3 protein-coding genes are annotated in these 2,469 nt (G+C 64.0%); 2 read left to right on the top strand and 1 reads right to left on the bottom strand.

From position 1 onward, the window contains the following. Window positions 1-803 (bottom strand): oxygenase MpaB family protein (locus AC2VOP_RS06135; RefSeq protein ID WP_486960126.1); only part of this gene is annotated, 803 nt, incomplete at its 3' end. A 288-nt stretch (window positions 804-1,091) separates the two neighbouring features. Here AC2VOP_RS06135 and AC2VOP_RS06140 point away from each other — a divergent pair. Both AC2VOP_RS06140 and AC2VOP_RS06145 read left to right on the top strand, forming a co-directional pair. Beyond that, the gene (locus AC2VOP_RS06140; RefSeq protein ID WP_486960127.1) at window positions 1,092-2,093 is read left to right on the top strand and encodes an acyl-ACP desaturase; all 1,002 of its coding nucleotides are present in this window, start codon (window positions 1,092-1,094) and stop codon (window positions 2,091-2,093) included. A 23-nt stretch (window positions 2,094-2,116) separates the two neighbouring features. Then, window positions 2,117-2,469 (top strand): tRNA-dihydrouridine synthase (locus AC2VOP_RS06145; RefSeq protein ID WP_486960128.1); only part of this gene is annotated, 353 nt, incomplete at its 3' end.

A 2,469-nucleotide genomic window follows, 5' to 3' on the forward strand; every position in this document is an offset into this window, starting at 1 on the left:
CGGTAGCGCCGCGGCACCACGGCGTACACCAGCCGGACCAGGTTGCCGAATCGGCGGTGCAACCATTCGTCGCGGCGTGACCAGGTGTAGCCCAACAGCTCGCGCACTGGCGGATCGTAGAGACCCACGGTCAGCCAGACGAAGAACGGCGCCGCCAGTTTGCGCTGCGCCGCCCACAACCAGTCTGGAATCCATTGGGCGAAGGAAGGTTTCGGCAGCGTGGTGAGATCGAGCACGTCGCGGGTGGCTTTGTTGTCCTCCAACACGTAACGGCACATGTGGTCCCAGTAGGCCTGGAACTCCTCCCAGGTTTTCGGGACCGGCCGCATGCTCATGCCGTACATGCGATACCAGGTGATGTGCTCGTCGAAAAGCTGCCGCTTCTCGGCTTCGGTGATTCCGCCACAGAACCGCTCCGCAACGATCAGGGTGCCGACGAAGAAGGTCGCATGCGCCCAATAGAAGACCTCGGGATTCAGTGCGTTGTAGCGCCGGCCCTGTGCATCCACGCCTTTGATACCGACGTGGTAATCGCGCACCTCGGCACCGGTTATCGGGGCGCGGTCGCCGTCGAAGACCACTCCGCCGATGGGGTACAGCGAGCGCATCAGGCGCGGCCAGCGCTCCCGGAAGAACGTCGAGTGGGCTTCGACCGCAGCCCCCAGTTGTGGATGCATGTTCTGCATCGACCCCGACCACGGGCCCTGCAGCATGCCACGCCAGTCACCGAAGTACCGCCAGGTCAGCGAACCGGGACCGAGCGGCGCCGGGTCGTCATACGCGGTGGCGCCGTCGTTGGTCAACGCGCAAGCCTCAGACGTATCTTGAGTCACTGGGAGAGCTTCCTGATCTGTGGCAGATAGTTTCTGACTACAGCTGTTGTCACTGTCGCGACACTAGCAGAGGCGTGATTTCCGGTCAACGACGACGGAGCCGTTGGTACGGGTTCTGCCGGCGGACCCCCAAGCCCTGCACCGAGGCGAAAGCGTTGTCAAAAAGTGATGCCACGCCACACCGCGAAGGACTTGATGCTACCGGCGTACACAGATATATTGCATGCTACTGCCGGACACAGATAACTGGGAGGGCCGATGCCGCGACAGATGACTGACCTTCAGCTGCTGAACGAGCTGCAGCCGGTCGTCGAGGAGGGTCTCAACCGGCACTTCTCCATGGTCAAGAACTGGAACCCGCACGACTTCATCCCGTGGTCGGATGGCAAGAACTACTACGCGCTCGGCGGCCAGGACTGGGAGCCCGAGCAGTCCAAACTCTCTGAGGTCGCGCAGGTGGCGATGCTGCAGAACCTGCTCACCGAGGACAACCTGCCGTCGTATCACCGCGAGATCGCGATGAATTACAGCATGGACGCCCCGTGGGGCACCTGGATCAACCGCTGGACGGCCGAGGAGAACCGGCACGGCATCGCGCTGCGCGACTATCTGGTCGTCACCCGCAACGTCGACCCGATCGAGTTGGAGACACTGCGGATGGAGCAGGTCACCCGCGGTTTCAGTCCCGGCCAGAACCAGCAGGGCGACCTGTTCGCCGAGAACCTGTTCGACTCGGTCATCTACGTCACGTTCCAGGAGCTGGCCACCCGGGTTTCGCACCGCAACACCGGCAAGGCCTGCAACGAGACGATCGCGGACAAGCTGCTGACGCAGATCTCGCATGACGAGAACCTGCACATGATCTTCTACCGCGACATCAGCGGCGCCGCGATCGACATTGCGCCACAGCAGGCGATGTACTCGCTGCACCGGGTGCTGGCCAACTTCAAGATGCCCGGCTTCACGGTGCCGGACTTCCGGCGCAAAGCGGTGATCATCGCCGTCGGCGGTGTGTACGACCCGCGCATCCACCTCGATGACGTGGTCATGCCGGTGTTGAAGAAGTGGCGCATCTTCGAACGCGAGGACCTGACCGGTGAGGCGGCGCGGTACCGCGACGAAATCGGTCTGTTGATGCGGGAACTCGAGGAGGCCTGCGACAAGTTCGAGGTCGCCAAGCAGCGCCGCCTCGAGCGGGAGGCGCGAAAGGCCGAGAAGCTAGCCTCTCGAAAAGAGGTGCTCGCGTCATCGGCGTCCTGATTGGCCAGCGGCCCAGCACCGGACTGCAGATCGGCCCGATCACCCTCGCCAGCCCGGTGGTGCTGGCGCCGATGGCAGGTGTGACGAACGTCGCATTCCGGACGCTCTGCCGGGAGCTGGAGCAGTCTCGCGCCGGAACGGTCAGCGGGTTGTACGTGTGCGAGATGGTCACCGCGCGTGCCCTGATCGAGCGTCATCCGGCCACCCTGCACATGACGTCGTTCGCGGCCGACGAGTCGCCGTGCTCGCTGCAGCTCTACACCGTCGACCCGGACACCACCTACGCCGCGGTGCGGATGATCGCCGACGAAGGCCTCGCCGACCACGTCGACATGAACTTCGGCTGCCCGGTGCCCAAGGTGACCCGGCGCGGCGG

This window comes from Mycobacterium sp. TH-M106, from assembly GCF_057473765.1.

Bases quoted from the DNA above. Each gene is read 5' to 3' on its own strand.
- AC2VOP_RS06140 (WP_486960127.1), top strand. From the start codon at position 1,092: ATGCCGCGACAGATGACTGACCTTCAGCTGCTGAACGAGCTGCAGCCG.